Source organism: Kitasatospora paranensis (genome assembly GCF_039544005.1).
GTDB classification, from domain to species: domain Bacteria; phylum Actinomycetota; class Actinomycetes; order Streptomycetales; family Streptomycetaceae; genus Kitasatospora; species Kitasatospora paranensis.
In genome coordinates this window covers 2,255,320-2,274,963 of record NZ_BAABKV010000001.1, presented here as the reverse complement: position 1 = coordinate 2,274,963, position 19,644 = coordinate 2,255,320, and the positions used below count along the sequence as shown (strand labels likewise).

General features: G+C 73.9%; 16 protein-coding genes and 4 pseudogenes. 7 read left to right on the top strand and 13 right to left on the bottom strand.

The features are described 5' to 3' along the window. Positions 1–51: 51 nt before the first annotated feature. A complete protein-coding gene (locus ABEB13_RS11305; protein ID WP_345705399.1) occupies positions 52–579 on the top strand; it encodes a gamma carbonic anhydrase family protein in 528 nt (175 codons plus the stop codon). 31 nt (positions 580–610) lie between these two features. Here ABEB13_RS11305 and ABEB13_RS40490 read toward each other — a convergent pair. From ABEB13_RS40490 to ABEB13_RS11275, 4 genes and pseudogenes are all read right to left on the bottom strand, one after another. Next, positions 611–1,832: pseudogene (locus ABEB13_RS40490) on the bottom strand (cytochrome P450). A gap of 205 nt (positions 1,833–2,037) precedes the next feature. Next, positions 2,038–2,235, bottom strand: a complete 198-nt coding sequence (locus ABEB13_RS11285) for a ferredoxin (RefSeq protein WP_100890885.1) — start codon at positions 2,233–2,235, stop codon at positions 2,038–2,040. Between the two features lie 691 nt (positions 2,236–2,926). Beyond that, complete coding sequence (locus ABEB13_RS11280) at positions 2,927–3,682, bottom strand: DUF4230 domain-containing protein (protein WP_345705395.1); 756 nt, start codon at positions 3,680–3,682, stop codon at positions 2,927–2,929. 131 nt (positions 3,683–3,813) lie between these two features. Next, positions 3,814–4,188 (bottom strand): cupin domain-containing protein, encoded by a 375-nt coding sequence (locus tag ABEB13_RS11275; RefSeq protein ID WP_345705394.1) that lies wholly within the window; start codon positions 4,186–4,188, stop codon positions 3,814–3,816. 109 nt (positions 4,189–4,297) lie between these two features. Here ABEB13_RS11275 and ABEB13_RS11270 point away from each other — a divergent pair, with 109 nt between their 5' ends. Then, on the top strand, positions 4,298–4,753 hold the full coding sequence (locus ABEB13_RS11270) for a MarR family winged helix-turn-helix transcriptional regulator (protein WP_345705393.1): 456 nt from the start codon (positions 4,298–4,300) through the stop codon (positions 4,751–4,753). Between the two features lie 64 nt (positions 4,754–4,817). Here the strand turns inward: ABEB13_RS11270 and ABEB13_RS11265 are convergent, their stop codons facing one another. Together ABEB13_RS11265 and ABEB13_RS11260 are read right to left on the bottom strand one after the other, a co-directional pair. Next, positions 4,818–5,390, bottom strand: coding sequence for a hypothetical protein (locus ABEB13_RS11265; protein ID WP_345705392.1), 573 nt, complete (start codon positions 5,388–5,390; stop codon positions 4,818–4,820). A gap of 79 nt (positions 5,391–5,469) precedes the next feature. Continuing rightward, a pseudogene (locus ABEB13_RS11260) lies at positions 5,470–5,850 on the bottom strand (glycosyltransferase 87 family protein); the annotation flags it as partial. A 487-nt stretch (positions 5,851–6,337) separates the two neighbouring features. Here ABEB13_RS11260 and ABEB13_RS11255 point away from each other — a divergent pair. Then, entirely contained in the window at positions 6,338–8,683 is a 2,346-nt protein-coding gene (locus ABEB13_RS11255; RefSeq protein WP_345709631.1) for a Tex family protein, read from the top strand. Positions 8,684–8,757: 74 nt separating this feature from the next. Here ABEB13_RS11255 and ABEB13_RS11250 read toward each other — a convergent pair whose 3' ends face one another. Further along, a complete protein-coding gene (locus ABEB13_RS11250) occupies positions 8,758–9,327 on the bottom strand; it encodes an NUDIX hydrolase (RefSeq protein WP_345705391.1) in 570 nt (189 codons plus the stop codon). A gap of 71 nt (positions 9,328–9,398) precedes the next feature. Beyond that, positions 9,399–9,943, bottom strand: a pseudogene (locus ABEB13_RS11245) (MarR family winged helix-turn-helix transcriptional regulator). Between the two features lie 221 nt (positions 9,944–10,164). Here ABEB13_RS11245 and ABEB13_RS11240 point away from each other — a divergent pair. Continuing rightward, the gene (locus ABEB13_RS11240; RefSeq protein WP_345705390.1) at positions 10,165–11,235 is read left to right on the top strand and encodes an alkene reductase; all 1,071 of its coding nucleotides are present in this window, start codon (positions 10,165–10,167) and stop codon (positions 11,233–11,235) included. A 146-nt stretch (positions 11,236–11,381) separates the two neighbouring features. Then, a complete protein-coding gene (locus ABEB13_RS11235) occupies positions 11,382–12,407 on the top strand; it encodes an NADP-dependent oxidoreductase (RefSeq protein ID WP_345705389.1) in 1,026 nt (341 codons plus the stop codon). Here ABEB13_RS11235 and ABEB13_RS11230 read toward each other — a convergent pair. The 3 genes and pseudogenes from ABEB13_RS11230 to ABEB13_RS11220 all read right to left on the bottom strand — a co-directional run bounded on the left by ABEB13_RS11230 (position 12,386) and on the right by ABEB13_RS11220 (position 15,495). Next, the gene (locus ABEB13_RS11230) at positions 12,386–12,850 is read right to left on the bottom strand and encodes an SDR family oxidoreductase (RefSeq protein WP_345705388.1); all 465 of its coding nucleotides are present in this window, start codon (positions 12,848–12,850) and stop codon (positions 12,386–12,388) included. The two genes, ABEB13_RS11235 and ABEB13_RS11230, sit on opposite strands and share 22 nt — an antisense overlap. 295 nt (positions 12,851–13,145) lie before the next feature. Further along, positions 13,146–13,304 (bottom strand): annotated as a pseudogene (locus tag ABEB13_RS11225) (short-chain dehydrogenase); the annotation flags it as partial. A gap of 673 nt (positions 13,305–13,977) precedes the next feature. Continuing rightward, a complete protein-coding gene (locus ABEB13_RS11220) occupies positions 13,978–15,495 on the bottom strand; it encodes a carbohydrate binding domain-containing protein (RefSeq protein WP_345705387.1) in 1,518 nt (505 codons plus the stop codon). Positions 15,496–15,764: 269 nt separating this feature from the next. On the opposite strand from ABEB13_RS11220, the gene ABEB13_RS11215 reads away from it, so the two are divergent. After that, positions 15,765–16,160: a MerR family transcriptional regulator gene (locus ABEB13_RS11215; protein ID WP_345705386.1), complete on the top strand. Its 396-nt coding sequence runs from the start codon at positions 15,765–15,767 to the stop codon at positions 16,158–16,160. Positions 16,161–16,224: 64 nt separating this feature from the next. Continuing rightward, entirely contained in the window at positions 16,225–17,184 is a 960-nt protein-coding gene (locus tag ABEB13_RS11210) for an aldo/keto reductase (RefSeq protein WP_345705385.1), read from the top strand. Positions 17,185–17,290: 106 nt separating this feature from the next. Here the strand turns inward: ABEB13_RS11210 and ABEB13_RS11205 are convergent, their stop codons facing one another. Continuing rightward, positions 17,291–17,773, bottom strand: coding sequence for a GNAT family N-acetyltransferase (locus ABEB13_RS11205; RefSeq protein ID WP_345709630.1), 483 nt, complete (start codon positions 17,771–17,773; stop codon positions 17,291–17,293). A gap of 184 nt (positions 17,774–17,957) precedes the next feature. After that, complete coding sequence (locus tag ABEB13_RS11200; protein ID WP_345705384.1) at positions 17,958–19,595, bottom strand: ABC-F family ATP-binding cassette domain-containing protein; 1,638 nt, start codon at positions 19,593–19,595, stop codon at positions 17,958–17,960. Positions 19,596–19,644 lie beyond the last annotated feature (49 nt).

Sequence of the window (19,644 nt, the reverse complement as noted above, 5' to 3'; positions counted from 1 at the left end):
CCCCGCATCCGGCACCGCCCCGCACCGAGTCCGACCCCAGGAGGAACGACCATGGCCGAACCGCTGATCGCCGCCGTCGCGGGCCGGGTGCCCGCCGTCGACCCGGCGGCCTTCGTGGCCCCCAACGCCGTCGTGGTCGGCGCCGTCACCGTGGCCGCCGGAGCGAGCATCTGGTACGGCGCCGTGCTGCGCGGTGACGCCGAGGCGATCGAGGTCGGCGCCGACACCAACATCCAGGACAACTGCACCCTGCACGCCGACCCCGGCTTCCCGCTGCGCCTGGGCGCGCGGGTCTCGGTCGGGCACAATGCCGTCCTGCACGGCTGCACCGTGGCGGACGACGTGCTGGTCGGCATGGGCGCCACCGTCCTCAACGGGGCACGGATCGGGGCCGGTTCGCTGATCGCCGCCGGAGCGGTGGTCACCCAGGGAAGCGAGGTGCCGCCCGGCTCGCTGGTGGCGGGAGTCCCGGCGAAGGTCCGCCGCGCCCTCACCGAGGAGGAGCGGGCCGGCATCAAGGCCAACGGCGAGGGCTACCTGCTGCTCGCGGACGCCCACCGGGGCGTCGAACCGCTGTAGGCGGTGCCGCGGTGGGCGTCGGCCGGGCCGCTCACCAGGCGACCGGCAGTTCCTCCACGCCGTAGACGATCATGCCGGTGCGGTAGCGGAGATCCTCGAACGGCACGGCGAGCCGCAGGCCGGGCAGCCGGCGCAGCAGCGTCTCCAGGGCGATCTGCAGCTCGACGCGCGCCAGCGGCTGGCCCAGGCACTGGTGCACGCCGAAGCCGAACGCGAAGTGGCGGCGGGCGTCGCGGGTCACGTCGAGCTCGTCGCCGTCGGCGAACACCAGCCCGTCGCGGTTGGCGGTGGAGAGCATGCACAGCACTCCTCGCCGGCCCGGACGGTCGTGCCGTCCAGCTCCACGTTCTCGGAGGCCACCCGCGGCACGCCCAGGTGCACCACCGTCAGGTACCGCAGCAGTTCCTCCACCGCGCCCTTGATCAGGGCGGGTTCGGCCCGCAGCCGGTCCGCCTGCGCGGGGTGGCGCAGCAGCGCGAGGGTGCCGAGGGCGGTCATGTTGGCGGTCGTCTCGTGCCCGGCGACGAGCAGCAGCAGTCCGGTCGCGGCGGCCTCGGCGATGCTCACGTCCGGCCGTTCGACGAGGCGGCCGAGCAGAGTATCGTCCGGCTCCCGCCGCTTGTGATCGGCGAGGTCGGTGAGGTAGCCGACCAGCTCCCGCTGGGCCGCGCCGACGCTCTCCACGGATCCGGTGAGGTCGAGCAGGGCCCGGCTGCGGCTCTGGAAGAACTCGTGGTCCGCGTACGGCACTCCGAGCAGGTGGCAGATGACGAGCGAGGGCACGGGCAGTGCGTAGGCGTCCACCAGGTCGGCCGACGGGCCCCGGGCGGTCATCGTGTCGAGCGCGTCGTCCACCAGCCGCTGGATCTCCGGGCGCAGCGCCTCGATCCGCTTGACGATGAAGTCGCCGGTGAGCATGCGGCGTTGGCGGGCGTGCTCGGGATCGTCGAGGCGGATGAAGGTGGGCGTCGTCCGGTTGAGCAGTTCGCGTCGGCCGGGGAGAGGAACGGGAAGCCGGGGTGCCGGGCGTCGGCGCTGAACCGGCTGTCGCCGAGCACGGAGCGGACTTGCGCGTGGCCGGTGACCAGCCAGCAGGGGGCGCCGTCCCAGAGCGCGACCCGGCTGATCGGGCCGGCCTCGTGGTGGGCGTCCCGGTAGGCCTGCGGGGGAGCGAAGGGGCATCCGTCGGCCCGGGCGGCCGGGACGGCCAGGGCGGGGTCGGCGTCGTCGTGCGTGGGGGTGGCGGTGGTCATGCCGGTCCTTCCGCAAGCGGGTTCTCGCGCGGGTTCGATGGTGGGCCGGCCACGGGCGACGTGCCGCGCGGCCGGGGGTCGTACCGTCGGGTGCCGTACCGGGGCGTCTCGCGGCCTCGGCCGGTCCGTCCCGGACCGGTCGCGGCCGGTTCGGACCGGTTCAGGACGCTCTCATGGCGTCATCGCTCGTTCCCCGTACGGGTGTTCACGCATCCCGTACGGTGATGGCGCCGCCCGGGCAGAGGGCGGCGGCGAGGCGGACGGCTGCCTGTCGCGCCGGGTCGGGCCGCTGCGGCAGCAGCCGGACGAGACCGTCGTCCTCGCCCTGGTCGAACACCTCCGGGGCGGTCAGTACGCACTGGCCCGATCCGCAGCAGCGGTCCTGATCGACGGTCACCTGCATCTCGGCACCTCGGGTGGGAGAGGGAAAGTTGCTTCAGTCAACCGCTCTTAGGCTAGCTCATGCCAAGTCGCATACGGAGAACGCCTTCGCGAGCCGCCGCTGCTTGGCCGAATCCGTGCGGCCGGCGGCCCGAACCGGTGTCCCCCGAAAGTGGTGGCGCGGGATCGGGCGGAGATCCCTGTGCGGGTGAAAACGGCGCAGCGGGCTCAGGGTGCCGTGCCGGGGTGCCGAGACTGTGCGTGAACGGAAGGAGGCCCATGGGCGTGGGCTATGTCGTCGCGGGCGTGCTCGGGTGCTCGGTCCTGGCGCTGATCGTCTTCCTGGTCGCGGCTCGGGCGGGCAGCCGCCACGACGACGACCGGTGAGCGGTCGGCCCGGCGACGGGGTCGACCGCTCACCGGTCGCCGGGCCGCCCACCGTCGTGCGGGCGGGGTGGCGCGGCTCACGCGGGTGCGGGTTCTCGCGGCGCCCCGATAGTTGTATGGTGCATGCATAATGGGTGTTCCCATCGACCTGCCCGGCCACGCCGCCACCCCCGGAGCGGCGCGGCCGGGGGTGGTCCGCCGGCAGGGCATCGCCGGCGGGCGAGCGGAAGGCGGCCCGCCCGGCCCTGGACAAGCCGGGCCGGGCCGATTCCGGGCGGTGCTGTCTGCCCGGTGGCCTGCGGGTCGGGCCGTCGGGGCCCCGCGGATCAGGGCGCGGTGGTGACCGTCACGGTGGTGAAGCCCAGCGACTTCAGCAGGTTCTGCAGCATCGTCCGGGTGTTGGTCTCCGCCGTCCCGGTCAGCGCGGTCTGCTGCGCGGCCGTCGAGATCTTCTCGGTGGCCAGCACCTCCAGCTTCTGCTGGTCGCCCGGGTTGCCGGAGAAGAAGTCGCCGATCCGGTCGAAGAACCCGCGCTGCTGGGCGAACACGTACGAGTGCTTCACGTCCAGTGCCGGGTCGGCGAGGTGGGCGTGCGGCAGCACGACGGTGGCGGTGAGCCGGTCCGCGGAGACCTTCACCGCGCCGTCCGCGAGTTCGCCCAGGTCGACATAGGCGCCGACGGTGCCGGCGGCGACGTACAGGGTGCGCTTGCCGAGGATGGCGGACGGGAGGAACTTCGCGTCCTGGTCCAAGTCCACGATCACCTGGAAGTTGCCGGTCGCCGCCGTGTAACGGCTCATGTCCTGGATGGACTTGAGGACGGCGGGCTGGCTCCGGTCGACCTGGCGTTCGGCGAACGGGTTCGGCAGACCTGGCAGCAGGTCCAGCTTGGCGGCGGCCAGGAAGACGGCCAGGATCACCGCCAGGGTGACCGGCAGGCCGACGTACCAGGGGATCCCGCGGCGCCGCAGCCGGCCGTCCCGTGGCTCGGCCGTACGGCGCGGCGCCGGTGCCTCGTCGTCGTCCTGCTCATGGGGCGGCTCGTCGGGCTCGTGCCGCCGACTGCTTGTCGGCAACCGCATCGCTGGACCTCCTCGACCGGCCCGCGGCGGGCCGCCCCGGGCATTCGGCAGCCTTCTGCCCCGTGGGGAGCGGTTCAACGGTTCGGCCGTGTGCGTATCTGTTCGGCCTGAGCGAACACGGTTTCGAGTCGTCAGGCGGCCCACGGGGGGCGGATCGTGGTGCCGTCGGGGAGTTCGGCGCTCAGTCCCGCCGTGGTGGTCACCCAGACCGCGGCCGGGCCCGGGCCGGGGTTGTCGATCCGCAGGGCGCTGCCGGCCGGGGCGACGGCGGTGTCGCCGGGGGCGAGTGCCGCCTCGTCGCCGTCGATCGAGACGGTGACGGCGCCGGCCAGCAGGTGGAACACCTCCTCGTGGCTGATGGTGTGCGCGACGCCGCGGACGCCCTCGCTGATCTCCAGGCGCCAGGCGCGCAGCGTGCGCGCCCCGGTGGCGGGTGCGGCGTGGACGAGGAAGCGGGCGCCGTGGGCCTCGTGCGCCACGGCCTGCTCCGGACGGATGACGGGCATGAGGGTCTCCTCGGGAAGAGTGGTCAAGTGGCTTGACCATATGGTGCCCGGAGGGCGAGGTGACAGTCAAGCGGCTTGACCATCTCGGCTCCTGGAATAGACTCGCGCCGTGAACCCGACCCCGGCCCGCGTCCTGCCCCCGCTCGTGCTCGGTCTCGCGGCCGAACTGGTGCGCACCATCGACGAGGGCGTCCGGGCCCGCGGCTTCGACGACCTGCGGCCCGCGCACGGATTCGCCTTCGTCCGGCTCGCCCCGGACGGCGCGACCGTCGGCGAGCTCGCCGACCACCTCGGCGTCACCAAGCAGGCCGCCAGCCAGATGGTCGAGGAGCTCGTCCGCAAGGGCTATGTCGAACGCCGTGCGCACCCCACGGACGCCCGCGCCCGACTGGTCGTGCTCACCGGGCGCGGGCACGCGTGCACCCGCGCCGCCGACGAGGCCGCCGCCGATGCCGTCCGCCCCTGGGCGGAGGCGCTCGGCGGCCCCGCCCTCGACCGGCTGACCGCCGACCTCGCCACCCTGGCCGCCCTCGGTCCGGGCGGCAGGCTCCGCCCGGTCTGGTGAGGCCTGCGGGTCGGCATCGCGGCCGCACGGCCCGGGCCGGGCGGGGAGGGTGCGTGGGCGGCTCTCAGGCCACCCGGATCGGGCCGCGCCGGGTCTGCGGGGCCTCCTGGAGGGCCGGGAGCGGGGACACCGAGGCCCGCCACAGCCGGGCGGCCGACCAGAGCGAGGCCGAGAGCAGCAGGCCGTTGCGGGTCACGATCACCAGCGCCGGCTGCCAGCCGCCCTTGATCATCGCGTCGAAGAACAGCGGGTAGTCGATGGTGGTGACGGCCGCGGTCAGCAGCACGACCACCGCCACCGGGCGCTGCGAGGTGCCCCGCACCGTCAGGCAGACCGAGGCCAGGCCGATGAGCCAGATGAGGTACTGCGGGCTGATCACCCGGCTGGTCACCGTGAACAGCAGCACCGCGGTGAGTGCCGCGTCGTACGGCAGCGCCGGCGTCCACCGGCGCGCCCGGAAGCGCCACAGCAGCAGCCAGCCGAAGGCGACCGCGGTGAGCAGCAGCGAGACCCGCGCGATCAGGTCCACGTGCGGGCCGAGGAACTCCAGCGACCCGTAGTGCATCTCCACCTCGCCCGGCCAGCCCAGCTCGCGCGCCACCTGGAGCATGCTGCCGCCGAGGGACTCGATCTCCACCCCGGCCGCGCTGCGCGGTGAGGAAGTCCAGCGCCCCGTCGAAGACCGTGGCCAGCACCACCAGCAGCACCGCCGCCGAGACGCACATCGACGTCCAGGCCTGCCGGGTGCCGCGGCCGCGGGGCGCCCCCAGCACCACCAGGGCCGGCCACACCTTCACCATGGCGCCGATCCCCGCCAGCGCGCCGCCGACCCGCGGCCGGCTCGGCATCAGCAGCAGGGCGGCCATCGCCAGCGCGGTCACCGGCAGGTCGTACCGTCCGAACGGCATGCCGAGGAGCAGCGGCATCGACAGCGCCCACATCCAGGCGCCCGCCGTGGAGCGCCCGCGGTGCACCCCGCCGTTGCGCCGCAGCGACACCCGCACCAGGGCCGCCTGGGTGATGGCGTCCGTCACCAGCATCAGGACGGCGAAGGCCTGCAGATAGGTCAGGAACGGCAGCAGTCCGGGCGCGAGCATGGCCAGGGCGGCACCCGGCGGGTACTGCCAGGTCACGTCGCCGACCGGGAAGTGTCCGTGGCGGAGCACCTCGTACCAGCCGAAGTACGTGCGGTGCACCTCGATGGCCTGCTCCGCCTTGCCGGAGCGGAGCATGCCGATCATGACCAGTCGGCTGGCGGCCCAGTACCCGGCCAGCGCGAGCGCCTCGCGCGGCCAGGTCGTCGGCCTCGTCCAGCGGAACGGGCCGGCCGTGGGCATGCCCCACTGGGTGACCGGTGTCGGGGCCTGGGCCACCATCGCCTCCAGGGAACGTTCGTGCTGTGATCTATCTCATATCAGACAAATCCGGCTCGGTGACTGCCGGGCAACCGTGTGTCACCGACCGTCAGCACAACGCGCCACCACGCCCGCAGGACACGGTCGGACCCGTTCCGGGCCGCCGGACCTGCCAGAATGCAGGGCGTACCAGGAGGATCCCCGGGAGAAGGTGGCAGGCTCCGTGACCATGCCGGTCGAACGCAAGATCGCCGAAGAGCTGGGCGTCCGCGAGGGGCAGGTGAAGGCGGCCGTCGACCTGCTCGACGGCGGCTCGACCGTCCCCTTCATCGCCCGCTACCGCAAGGAGGCCACCGGCGCGCTCGACGACGCCCAGCTGCGCACCCTGGAGGAGCGGCTGCGCTACCTGCGCGAGCTGGAGGAGCGCCGTAGCGCCGTCCTGGAGTCCATCGAGGCCCAGGGCAAGCTGGACGACACCCTGCGCGCCCAGATCCTGGCCGCCGACTCCAAGGCCCGGCTGGAGGACATCTACCTCCCGTACAAGCCCAAGCGGCGCACCAAGGCGCAGATCGCCCGCGAGGCCGGCCTGGAGCCGCTCGCCGACACCCTGCTCGCCGATCCGGGCCAGGACCCGGTCGCGCTCGCCGCCGGCCACCTCGGCGAATCCGTCGCCGACACCGCCGCCGCGCTGGAGGGCGCCCGCGCCATCCTCGTCGAGCGCTTCGGGGAGGACGCCGACCTGGTCGGCTCGCTCCGCGAGCGGATGTGGACCAAGGGCCGCATCGTCGCCCGCGTCCGCGACGGCAAGGAGCAGGACGGCGCCAAGTTCGCCGACTACTTCGACTTCGCCGAGCCCTACACCAAGCTCCCCTCGCACCGGATCCTCGCCCTGCTCCGCGGCGAGAAGGAGGAGGTCCTCGACCTCGACCTCTCCCCGTACGACGGCGAGGACGGCGACCTGCCCGGCGAGAACGACTACGAGCAGCGGATCGCCGCCCGCTTCGGCATCGCCGACCGCGGCCGCCCCGCGGACCGCTGGCTCACCGACACCGTCCGCTGGGCCTGGCGCACCCGGATCCTCGTCCGGCTCGGCATCGACCTGCGCGGCCGGCTGCGCCAGGAGGCCGAGGACGAGGCCGTCCGCGTGTTCGCCGCCAACCTGCGCGACCTGCTGCTCGCCGCCCCCGCGGGCACCCGCGCCACCATGGGCCTCGACCCGGGCTTCCGCACCGGCGTCAAGGTCGCGATCGTCGACGCCACCGGCAAGGTCGTCGCGCACGACACGATCTACCCGCACCAGCCCGCCAACAAGTGGGACGCCGCGCTCGCGACCCTCGCCGCCCTGGCGAAGAAGCACGCCGTCGACCTGGTCGCGATCGGCAACGGCACCGCCTCGCGGGAGACCGACAAGCTCGCCGAGGACCTGATCACCCGCCACCCCGACCTGGGGGTGACCAAGGTGATGGTCTCCGAGGCCGGCGCCTCGGTGTACTCGGCCTCCGCGTTCGCCTCCCAGGAGCTGCCCGGCCTGGACGTGTCCATCCGCGGTGCCGTCTCCATCGCCCGCCGGCTGCAGGACCCGCTCGCCGAGCTCGTCAAGATCGACCCCAAGTCGATCGGCGTCGGCCAGTACCAGCACGACCTCAGCGAGGTGAAGCTCTCCCGCTCGCTGGACGCCGTCGTCGAGGACTGCGTCAACGCCGTCGGCGTCGACGTCAACACCGCCTCCGCGCCGCTGCTCACCCGGGTCTCCGGCATCACCGGCACCCTCGCCGACAACATCGTGGCGCACCGCGACGCCAACGGCCCGTTCCGCACCCGCAAGGCCCTCAAGGACGTCGCCCGGCTCGGCCCCAAGGCCTTCGAACAGTGCGCGGGCTTCCTGCGGATCCCCGGCGGCGACGACCCGCTGGACGCCTCCGCCGTGCACCCCGAGGCCTACCCGGTCGTCCGCCGGATCCTCGCCGCGACCGGCGGCGACCTGCCCGCCCTGATCGGCAACGGCGCCGCGCTGCGCGCGCTGCGCCCCGCCGACTTCGCCGACGACACCTTCGGCCTGCCGACCGTCACCGACATCCTCGGCGAGCTCGACAAGCCCGGCCGCGACCCGCGTCCGGCCTTCAAGACCGCCACCTTCAAGGAGGGCGTCGACAAGATCGGCGACCTGGAGGTCGGCATGGTGCTGGAGGGCGTGGTCACCAACGTCGCGGCCTTCGGCGCCTTCGTCGACGTGGGCGTCCACCAGGACGGACTGGTGCACGTCTCCGCGCTGTCGAAGAACTTCGTCAAGGACCCGCGCGAGATCGTCAAGCCCGGCGACATCGTCCGGGTCAAGGTCACCACCGTCGACGTGCCGCGCAAGCGGATCGGCCTGACGCTCCGTCTGGACGACGAGCCCGCGGCGGGCGGCGGACGCGGCGACGCCGAGCGCGGCGGCCGGCGGGACCGCGACCGCGGCCCGCGCCCGCCCCGGCAGGACCGCCGCGCGGGCGGCGGCGGTGGCGGCGGCGCCTCGGCGGCACCGGCCAACAGCGCCATGGCCGACGCCCTCCGCCGGGCGGGTCTGACCAGGTAGCGGTGGCCGCGCGGGGCGGGGAGCACCATCCGTGCTGCTCCGGCCCCGCGCCGGGCCCGCTGCCCGTTCCGGGCTCAGCCCTGACGCGCGTGCGACTCCAGCGCGAGCGAGATCAGCTCGCCCCACCAGGCCTCGCGGCCGCGGACGAGCAGGTGCTGGGCCTCCTGCGGGGTCACCGCCCGTACCTCGACGACCTGTTCGCCGTCGTCGGGGTTGGTGGGGGCGGAGTCGACCACGACCTCGGCCCAGCCCCACAGCCAGGCCTTCACCGGGTGCGGCTGCCACGGGCGGTACGGCTCCGCCGAGTCGGTGACGGCCCGGTGGGCGCCGATCCAGACCGGTCCGCCGGTCAGCCGGGCGCCGGCCTCCTCGCGCAACTCCCGGACGAGGCAGGACTCCACGGACTCGTCGGCCTCCCGGGTGCCGCCCGGCAGGAACCAGTGCCCGCGGGCGTCGCGGCAGAGCACCACCCGGCCCTCGGTGAAGCCCACCACGTGGATGTTGGTGATCAGTTCGTCCGGCGGGAGCTCCACCGAGAACTGCGCGTCGATACCGCCCCAGGCCCAGCGCTGCGGGGCGTGCAGGTACGGGAACCGGGCCGCGAGGTCCGCGCGTTCCCCTGTTCTGTCCGTGGTGTCCGTCATTGATCGATCGTAGTGCGCCGGAGCCGTCCGCGCGGCAGGCGCGTGATGTTCTCCGCTGCGCGTCGGACGTCCTACTTCCCGCCGTCCGGGTCCGCGTCCGGGGGATCGACGGAGGCCTGCGCGAGGTTCTGCTCCAGTCGCTCCAGGGTGTGCAGGGCCGCCGTGCGCTCGTCGGCGGTCAGACCCGCGGCGACGAGGTCCTCCAGCCGGCTCCAGCTCTGCTCGACCTCGCGGCGCAGGGCGAGGCTGGCCGCGGTGGGTTCGACGAGTGATGCGCGCTTGTCGGTGGGGAGGGGCGGCGTCGGACGAAGCCGGCCTGTTCCAGGCGCTGGACGGTGCGGGTCATGGTGGCGGCGTCGGAGTCCAGCAGCCGCACCAGGTCGGTCTGGCGCTGGGCGCCCAGTTCCCACAGGTGCATCATCACCAGTTCCTGGCCCGGGTGCAGGCCGATGCGGCGCAGCAGTTGTCCGGCGTGCATGCGGTGCAGGCGGGCGAGGCGGAAGATCGCGTGGCTGATCGGCCCGCCGCCGGCCGAGGCGGGCACCGGAAGGCTCACCCCTGCCCCCGGCCCCGCCCCCGCAGGAGTCCTCCCGGTGGCCGACGTGGGTCGCGTCATCTCTTCCTCGCATTCCTGGTTGAGCAGCAAAGTCTAGCGCGGACCGGTCTCTCCCCGGCGTCTTCGCCGCCTCCCGCCTGCAATTTTACCTGTCAGGAGCAGCCTCGGCGCCCCGTAGGGCGGCTCGGGAATGGCTCCTGGTATTTACTTGTTCGGACAGGTAACTGTTACGGTGGACGCGTCGAGGCCACCGTTCACCACTCCTTGCGAGGGAAGCCACCATGACCACTGCTTTCGATCCGATCGTCCTGGGCGGCCGCCGTCTGGCCAGCCGCATCGCGATGGCGCCGATGACCCGCAGCCGCGCGTTCGGGCCGGGCGCGGAGCCGACCGAACTGATGGCGACGTACTACGCGCAGCGCGCCGGCGCCGGGCTGATCGTCACCGAGGGCATCCAGCCCTCGCCGGTCGGCCAGGGCTACCCCGACACCCCCGGGCTGCACACGCCCGGCCAGGTGGCGGCGTGGCGGACGGTGACCGACGCCGTGCACCGGGAGGGCGGGGCGATCTTCGCGCAGCTGATGCACACCGGCCGGATCGGCCATCCCGTCCTGCTGCCCGAGGGGCTGGCGCCGGTGGGGCCGTCGGCGGTGCCCGCCCGGGGCCAGGTGTTCACCCACGAGGGCCCGAAGGACTTCGTGACACCGAAGGAGCTGGACGAGGCGGAGATCCGGCAGACCGTCGCCGACTTCGCCGACGCGGCGAGGGGCGCCGTCGAGGCCGGGTTCGACGGCGTGGAGATCCACGGCGCCAACGGCTACCTCGTCCACCAGTTCCTCGCGCCCAACAGCAACCGCCGCACCGACGCCTGGGGCGGCGACGTCGAGGGCCGGATCCGCTTCGCCGTCGAGGTCACCACCGCCGTGGCAGAGGCGATCGGCGGCCACCGGGTGGGCCTGCGGATCTCGCCCGGCAACCCGTACAACGACATCGCCGAGGACGACCCGGCCGAGGTGTACGAGGCGCTGCTGGAGCGGATCGCGGGCCTGGACCTGGCCTACCTGCACCTGCTGGAGGGCCCGGACCGCGACCTGACCGCGCGGCTGCGCACGGCCTGGCCCGGCACGTTCGTCCTCAACCCCTTCACCCACCCCGAGGCCACCGGCCCCGACGCCCTGGCCCTGGTCGAGGACGGAGTCGCGGACATGATCGCCTACGGGGCGCTCTTCCTGGCCAACCCCGACCTGCCGACCCGCCTGGCCGCCGGTGGTCCGTTCAACACCCCGGACCCGGCCACCTTCTACGGCGGCGACCACCGCGGCTACACCGACTACCCCACCCTCGCCGTCTGAACGGCGAGCCCGTCCCCGTCGTCCGGGCGGCGACTCCACCCTCGCCGTCTGAACGGCGAGCCCACCGGCGCGGCAGAGGCCGTCACCGCACAGTGGGTCTCGGCGCGCCGTTCCTCCGCCACCTTTCCTCAATCCGGGAGTTCCCCATGTCCACTGCCATCACCTTCTCCGAGTACGGGCAGCCCGAGGTGCTGCGGCCGACCGAGGTCGAGCCGCCGGAGCCGGGGCCGGGCCAGGTCCGGATCCGGGTGCGGGCCGCCTCCGTCAACCCGCTCGACATGAAGATCCGCTCCGGCCTGATGGCCGAAGTCGCCCCCGCCGACTTCCCGGTGACCCCCGGTCTGGACGCGGCCGGCGTCGTCGACGCCGTCGGCCCGGGAGCCGACGCGGCCGTGGGCGACGAGGTCCTCGGCGCCACCGTCGGCGGCAGCTACAGCGAGTACGCCCTGATCGAGGACCCGGTGACCAAGCCCGGGGCCCTGTCCTGGGAGGTCGCCGCCTCCCTGGTCACGGTCGGCCGGACGGCGCAGCGCGTCCTGCAGCAGCTCGGCGTGCAGGCGGGGCGGGCCCTGCTCGTCCACGGCGCCGCCGGCAGCGTGGGCTTCATCGCGGTGCAGCTGGCGGTCGCCCGCGGCATCACCGTCGTCGGCACCGTCGCCGAGCGCGACCTGGCGCGGGTCACCGCCCTCGGTGCCACTGCCGTCCGTTACGGCGACGGCTGGCGGGAGCGGGTCGAGGCCGCCGCCCCGGGCGGCGTCGACTTCGTGTTCGACGCGGCCGGCGCCGGTGTGCTCGCCGACTCCGTCGCCCTGACCGGTGACGCGGGGAAGGTCATCACCATCGCGGACATGTCGGCCCGTCAGCACGGCGTCCGGTTCAGCGCCGGCGGCGCCGACCGGAGCGGCGAGTCCCTGCCGGAGCTGGTGGAGCTCGCCGCCGCCGGGAAGCTCACCGTGCCGGTCTGGCGCACCTACCCCTGGCGGAGGCCGCCCGGGCCCACGCGGACCTGGAGGCCCACCGCAACCAGGGCAAGGCCGTCCTCCTGCCCTGACCGCCGTGCGGCCGCCCCGCACCACCGACGTGGGCGGGGCAGCCGCCGGCGAACCGCCGGGTGCGCTGCGGGCCGGGCGGGCCCGAACGGCGCCGGCCGTCACCAGGCGGCCTCGCAGTAGTCCTTGAGGAAGACCCCGGAGACCGGGGCGCCGGCCTCGCCGCGCACGATCGGGTCGTAGATGCGGGCCGCCCCGTCGACGACGTCCAGCGGGGGCCGGAAGCCGGCGGCCGCCGTCCGCGCCTTGACCGGGGCCGGGTTCTCGTCGGTGATCCACCCGGTGTCCACGGCGCACATGTGCACGCCCTGCCGGGCGAGGTCGGACGCGCTGGTGCGGGTGAGCATGTTGAGCGCGGCCTTCGCCATGTTGGTGTGCGGGTGGCGGACGGTCTTGTTGCGGACGGCGAACCGCCCCTCGACGGCCGAGACGTTGACGATGTAGCGGCGGGGCCGCGGTGAGGCGAGCAGCAGCGGCAGCAGGCGGTCGCAGAGCAGTGCCGGGGCGAGGGCGTTGACCAGCTGGGTCTCCAGCACCTCCGCCGGGTCGAGCGAACCGAGCCGCACCGACCAGGAGTTGGCGGCCGCCGTGTCGGGTATCAGGCCGGCCTCGTCGGCCCCCGGTCGGAGCGCCGCCGGCAGGTGGCGGTCGGCGGTCGCGATCTCCCTCCAGTCCGGCCGTCGGCCAGGCCGGGGCCAGGGCCGGCATCGGCCGGAAGCCGGGCGCCGGCAGGACGTTCGAACCCGCCGGGGGCCGCTGCTCGCCGTCGGCGAGCAGCGCGTAGGCGTCCGGGGCGCGGCGGATGGTCTGGGCGGCGTTGTTGACGAGGATGTCCAGCGGGCGCCCCTCGGTGAGGAGTTCGTCGCAGAGCCCGAGCACCTGGCGGGGGTCGCGCAGGTCGATGCCGACCACGCGCAGCCGGTGCCACCAGTCGGCGCTGCCGGGTGCGGCCCGGAAGCGGCGCAGGGTGTCGGCCGGGAAGCGGCTGGTGACGGTGAGGTCGGCGCCGTCGCGGAGCATCATCAGCGCCAGCTGGAAGCCGATCTTGACCCGGCCGCCGGTGAGCAGGACGCGCCTGCCGACGAGGTCGGTGCGCAGCCCGCGCCGGGCGGTGTTGTCCGCCGCGCAGTCCGGGCAGAGCCGGTGGTAGAAGGCATGGACCTGACGGTAAGTCGACTTGCAGACATAGCACCGTTGGCTGCGCTTCAACTCGCCCAGCGGGGCCGTCCGGTCGGGCACGGAGAGCGGGGCGTCCTCACGCCGGTCGGCCGCGCCGGTCACGGTTGCCGTGATCAGTGCGGTGTCCGCCTGCCGGGCGGCCTCGCGGTTGCGGGCGTTCCGGCGACGGCGTCCCTCGCGGACGAAGGTCTCCGCCAGCCGCTCCGCCCTTACCCGGGCGGGGTGGTCCCCGGCGAGCAGCCGCAGCCGCGCCACCGCCCGCTCGTAGGCTTCGAGGTCGTCCTCGGTCGGTTCGGTGTGCAGCGGCATGGTCCTCCGTCCACAGGAGTCGGGCGGCCCGGTGGAGTCCGCCGGTCCGCGTCGCCGGGCCGCCCCGCGGGCGGCCGGAGCCGCCCTGCCGTGGGCGGTCAGCGGAGCCTAGCGAGCCGTCCGACCGGTGCGGAACCGAATATGCGGCGCAGCGACGCCGCACGGGCGGGACGGCCAGGGCCCGTCCCGCCCGCGCCCCCGATCGTCAGCCCTTGTACTGCGCGAAGATCTTCGAGAACTCGTACGGGCTCTGCGCCACGTTGGTGCACTTGTAGAGCGCGCCGGTGCAGGCGTTGGCATCCCGGCCGAGCTCCCAGAACGAGATCATGCCCAGGTGGTGCTGCTGGGCGAAGGCGACCAACTGCTGGGCATCGGCCTGGTTGTAGATGCCGTGGTCGTCGTTCTCGCCGAGCATCGGGGTGACGCCGGTCATCGCCCAGAGCTGGGCGTCCGTCCTGGCCGGGTAGAGGCCCTTCAACTGGTCGTGGGTGGACTGGGCGGCCTGCACCGCGTCCGTGCCGTAGTCGGTGGACGGCCGGTTGTAGTCCATCGCCATGACGTTGACCAGGTCGACCGCGACACCGGCGTCCCGCGCGGACTGCACCACCGCGAGGCCGTCGGAGGTCAGACCCTCCGGCAGCACGGGCAGGGTGAAGGAGACCTTGAGCCCGGGGTGGGCCTGCTGGAGCCGGGCCAGTGCGGCGGACCGGCGGGTGTTGGCGGCGGTGTCCGGGACGGCCGCGCCCTCGATGTCGAAGTCGACGTACGTGAGGTTGTAGGCCTTCACCACGGCGTCGTACTCGGCGAAGAGCGAGTCCACCGTCGAGCAGGCCTGGGCGAGTTCGGTTCCGGACGCGCCGCCGAAGGAGAGCTTGACGTCGCCCCCGGCCGCCCGGACGGCGTCGATCTGGTCCTTGGCCCAGCCCGTCCGCGGGTCGTAGGCGTTGAACCAACTGGCCTTGCAGCCGACGGAGGTGATGAACGCCAGGGTGACGGACTTCAGGTTGCCGGCGCCCGTCATGGCACCGAGCGAGGGGGTCGGCCAGGCGCCCATGTCGACGTAAGGAGCCACCGGGACGGCCACGTTGGGCGGGGTCTGGGTGCCGGTGGGGCTCGCCGTCGCGGTCGGGCTCGCACTGGTGGTCGGGGACGGGCTCGGCGAGGTGCTGGCGGTGGGGGACGGGCTCGTGGTGCCGCCGGGGCCGCTCAGCACCACGTCGTCGGCGAGGTAGGCGCCGAGGCCGTACCAGCCGTGCAGGTACACCGTGACGCTGGTGGTGGCCGCGCCGGTGGTGAAGCCGGTGCTGAGCTGCTGCCAGCTGCTGCCGCCGGGTGTCCAGGTCGCCGGATCGGTGACGCCTGATCCGGTGGCGCCCAGGTAGACGTACTGGCCCTGGACCCAGGCGGAGAGGCTGTAGGTGGTGTTCGGCTGGACGGCGACGGTCTGCGAGCACTGGGCGGTGTCGCTGTTGGAGGCGGCGCCGCGCAGTGCGTAGGTACCGCTGTGGGCGCCGGAGTTGACGACCGAGCCGGTGCCTGCGGAGCAGGTCCAGGGGCTGAGCGCCCCGCTCTCCAGACCTGGGTTGGCGAGCAGGTTCGTCGCTGCGGCGTCGGCTCCGCCGGCGAGGGTCGCGAGGGTGCCGCCGGCCAGGACGGCGGCGGCGGCGAGGGACAGCAGGCGTGCGCGCCGACCGGCGGCACGGCGGTGGAGCGGGCGTGGCATGGGGGTGCCCTTCCGTGGGGACGTGCCCGGTCGTGCGCGCGGATCGTGGGGGTGCGCGGACGGGGGCGGGGGACGGTGTGCGGCGCCGCCACTTCAAAATGGACTAGACCATCTGAGCACGTCAACCCCTCGGGCCCACGCTTACGCGGCCGTTAAGGTCCGTCCCGTCCGGAGGCCGCCGGTGGCCCGGAGCCCGTCGCGGGCCCGGCCGGATCCTCCGGAATGCGTTTCCGGCCAGGGGAGTTGCCTCCGGTGGCATGATCGGTGCCATGTCGACCACGCATCTGACGCCCGCACAGACCGTCGAGCGGTCCGGGTTCAGTCTGGACACCCTCCGCTACTACGAGCGGATCGGACTGCTCGGCGAGGTGCAGCGCTCGCACGGCGGACAGCGCCGGTTCAGCCCGGAGGACGTCGAGTGGCTGGGGGTCCTGCGCTGCCTGCGCGACACCGGGATGCCGATCGCCGGGATGCTCCGGTTCGCCGCACTCGTCCGGGGCGGCGACGGCACGGTCGCGGAGCGCCTGGACCTGCTCCAGGGCCATGACACCCGGGTGGAGGAGCAGATCGCGGCCCTGCGCGGGCAGCAGGCGCGGATCCGCGAGAAGATCGACCACTACCGCACCGCCCTGGCCGGCCGGCCCGTCGTCGGATCGGCGACTTGACCTGGAGTGCACTCCAAGCGGCAGGCTGGGCGCCGACATCGGCGGAACCGAAGGAGAGTCGGACATGCGCACCACCACGCTCGGTGACGGCGGCCCGGAGATCGGCGTCGTCGGCCTCGGCTGCATGGGGATGACCTGGGCGTACGACCCGAAGGGGCGCGACGACGGCACGTCCGCGGCGGTGCTGCGCTCGGCGCTGGATCTCGGGGTGACCCTGATCGACACGGCCGACGTCTACGGGCCCTACAGCAACGAGGAGTTGGTCGGCCGGGCGCTGGCCGGCGGCCACCGCGAACGGGCGGTGCTGGCGACCAAGGTGGGCCTGGTCTCGCCGGGTGCCGACGGTGCCAGGGTCGGCAACGACGGGCGGCCCGAGCATGTGCGGCGGTCGATCGAGGCGAGCCTGCGCCGCCTCGGCACCGACCACGTCGACCTGTACCAGCTCCACCGGGTCGACCCGGGGGTGCCGATCGAGGAGACCTGGGGCGCGATGGCCGAGGCGGTCACCGCGGGCATGGCGCGGCGGATCGGCCTCTCGGAGGTGACGGTCGAGGAGATCCGGCGGGCGCAGGCCGTCCACCCGGTGGCCTCGGTGCAGTCCGAACTGTCGCTCTGGACCAGGGACGTGCTGGCCGAGGTGCTGCCGTACACCGAGCAGCAGGGCATCGCGTTCCTGCCGTTCTCACCACTCGGACGGGGCTTCCTGGCGGGCCGATTCGCATCGTCGGCCGACCTGCCGGCGGACGACATGCGGGCCGCGCTGCCGCGGTTCCAGGCCGAGGCGCTGGCGGCCAACCTGGCGATCGTGGAGCGGGTCCGGGCGGTCGGCGAGCGGATCGGGGCCACGGCGGCCCAGGTGGCGCTGGCCTGGGTGATCGCCCAGGGCCGCCTGGTGGTGCCCATCCCCGGCACGAAGACGCCCGCCTACCTGGCGGACAACGCGGCAGCGGCCGGCGTGCAGCTCTCCGCGGCCGATCTCGCGGAACTCGACGCGCTGCCCGCACCGACGGGCGGCCGGTACTGACGGGCGGCCGGTACCGACCGGTCGCCGGGGCGGGCCGGTCACCGGGACGGGCGGGCCGCCCGCGGCGCCGGGTGGCCCGGCTGTCCCGGCCAAGGCCGGCGCGGGCTCAACCGGTGGTGATCCAGACCATCTTGCGGCCGGTCTCGGACGGCGCGGTGACCGGCGAGTCGTCGATCCGGTCCAGCCGGTAACCGAGCTTGCGCGGCACGGACGCACTGGCCAGGTTGGCCTCGTCGCAGTGGATCTCCACCCGGTCCACGCCGGGCAGGCCGAGCGCCGCCGCGGTCAACGCCCGGGCGCCCTCGGTGGCCAGGCCGCGGCCGTTGTGCGCCTGCGCCACCCAGTAGCCGATCTCCAGGGCGCCCGGACCGATCCGGCTGTGCAGGCCGAACGCGCCGATCACCGCGTCGCTGCCGTCCGGCGCGGTGAGCACGTACATGAAGTCGGTGCCGGCGTCCCAGACCTCCTCGCCGGCCCGGGACATCTCGATGCTGCGCTCCAGGCTGGGCTCCTCCTTGGCCCACGGCATCCACGGGCGGAGGTGTTCCAGGTCCGTGCGGACCGCCTCGTTGAGCCCGGTGGCGTGCATCACGCGGCGGCGCCGCAGCGAGGCGCCGCCGGGGAGCTCCAGCAGCTCAGGGGGCGGGCGGAGGACACCGGGTGCGGACCGGCGTCGGGCACATCGGCAGTGTGGTTCATGACAAGGATTATTCCCGCAGGCCATCGGCGCCATCAACGCCTTTCCGGCCCGGCGGCGCGCCGCTCGGCCCCTGTCAACTCTCCTTGACCGTGCCGCCGTCGACCACCAGCCGACGGTTGACCGTCACCGACTCCAGCATCCGCCGGTCGTGCGTGACCAGCAGCAGCGTCCCGGTGTACGAGGCCAGCGCGGACTCCAGCTGCTCGATCGCGGGGAGGTCCAGGTGGTTGGTGGGCTCGTCCAGCACCAGCAGGTTCACGCCGCGGGCCTGCAGCAGGGCGAGCGCGGCGCGCGTCCGCTCACCGGGGGAGAGGGTGCCGGCCGGGCGCATCACATGGACGGACTTCAGGCCGAACTTGGCCAGCAGGGTGCGGACCTCCTCGTCGGTCAGCGCGGGCACGGCCGCCGCGAAGGCGTCCGCGAGCGGCTCGTCCCCCAGGAACAGGCCGCGTGCCTGGTCGACCTCGCCGACCACCACGCCGGAGCCCAGCACCGCGCTGCCGCCTGACAGTTCGAGCCGGCCGAGGAGCGCCGCCAGCAGCGTCGACTTGCCGGCGCCGTTGGCCCCGGTGATCGCGACCCGGTCCGCCCAGTCGATCTGGAGGTCGACCGGGCCGAAGGCGAAGCCGCCGCGCTGCGCGGCGGCACCGCGCAGCGTCGCCACCACCGCGCCGGAGCGCGGCGCCGCCGCGATCTCCATCCGCAGTTCCCACTCCTTGCGCGGCTCCTCCACCACGTCCAGGCGCTCGATCATCCGCTGCGTCTGCCGGGCCTTGGAGGCCTGCTTCTCGGTGGACTCGGCGCGCGTCGCGCGGGCCTTCTTGTCGTTGTCGCTGCCCTTGCGGCGGGCGTTGCGGACGCCGTGCTCCATCCAGTTGCGCTGCATCTGTGCACGGGCCTCAAGGCCCGCCTTGGTGTCGGCGTACTCGTCGTACTGCTCGCGGGCGTGCCGCCGGGCCACCGCCCGCTCCTCCAGGTACGCCTCGTAGCCGCCGCCGTACACGTTGACCTGCTGCTGGTGCAGGTCCAGCTCCACCACCCTGGTCACCGTCCGGGCCAGGAACTCGCGGTCGTGGCTGATCAGCACGGTGCCGGCGCGCAGCCCCTTGACGAAGGACTCCAGCCGGTCGAGGCCGTCCAGGTCGAGGTCGTTGGTCGGCTCGTCCAGCAGGAACACGTCGTAGCGCGACAGCAGCAGCGAGGCCAGGCCCGCGCGGGCCGCCTGGCCGCCCGAGAGCGCGGTCATCGGCAGGTCGAGCGAGACCGCGAGGCCGAGCGAGGCGGCCACCTCCTCGGCCCGCTCCTCCAGGTCGGCGCCGCCCAGGTCCAGCCAGCGGTCCAGGTTCACCGCGTACGCGTCGTCGGCGCCCGGCCGGCCCTCCACCAGGCCCTCGGTGGCCTCGTCCAGCGCGGCCTGGGCCGCCGCCACACCGGTGCGGCGGGCCAGGAAGTCGCGGACCGACTCGCCGGGGCGCCGCTCAGGCTCCTGCGGCAGGTGGCCGACGTTGGCGGTGGGCGGGCTGAGCTGCAGCGAGCCGCCCTCCGGGGTGTCCAGCCCGGCCATCAGCCGCAGCAGGGTGGACTTGCCTGCCCCGTTCACCCCGACCAGGCCGATCACGTCACCCGGTGCGACCACCAGGTCCAGACCGGCGAAGAGGGTGCGCTCGCCGTGGCCGGCGGCAAGGTCCTTGACTACGAGAGTGGCGCTCATGATGCCCCGATTCTAGGCGAGCCGCCGCGGCCCCCGGCCCGGACCGGGG